Genomic DNA, 508 nt, shown 5'->3' on the forward strand with positions numbered 1-508 from the left:
AGAGAACAGAAAATATAAAGCCCTCATTAAAGAAGCTAAGCGGGTTTTAGCAAGATCTGTTACGAAAGCTGCTTAAGTTTAAAAGCATGGCCATCTCCCCGTTTTAAAAGCGGGGAGGGGAATATTGGATAAATCTCTTGACATCAGCCTTAGATGTAGTACATTGTAGTACAAATAAATAGGAGGTTTAAGCGAATGGGTAAAATTCAAGCACGCATACCTGATGAAGTTCAGGAAGTTGCAAGCGCAGTTATTAAATCCACGGGCTTAACTGTATCAGATGCGGTCCGTATGTTTATGACCCGTATTGCTAGAGATAGAGCATTGCCACTTGATCTATTTCAACCTAATCCGGAAACATTGCAGGCTATTGAGGATGCTGAAATGGGACGTGTCGAACGTACGTCATTGGATGGTCTGCGAGCCATGATTCGTGATGATAAAGCCGAAGTATGTAAGTCTAAAAAGTAACTTTGGTTAGCGATGCGGGAAATTGTTTATACTAAAT

1 protein-coding gene and 1 pseudogene are annotated in these 508 nt (G+C 40.7%); both read left to right on the forward strand.

Translation table 11 applies throughout. The features are described from left to right. Positions 1–76 (forward strand): annotated as a pseudogene (locus tag ACFINC_RS11945) (phage antirepressor Ant); the annotation flags it as partial. 119 nt (positions 77–195) lie between these two features. Further along, positions 196–471 carry a type II toxin-antitoxin system RelB/DinJ family antitoxin gene (locus ACFINC_RS11950; RefSeq protein ID WP_375617330.1) on the forward strand — a complete coding sequence of 92 codons (276 nt, stop codon included), beginning with the start codon at positions 196–198 and terminating at the stop codon, positions 469–471. Positions 472–508 lie beyond the last annotated feature (37 nt).

Source organism: Bartonella sp. AP58NXGY (assembly GCF_042195785.1).
In the GTDB taxonomy this organism is placed as follows: domain Bacteria; phylum Pseudomonadota; class Alphaproteobacteria; order Rhizobiales; family Rhizobiaceae; genus Bartonella.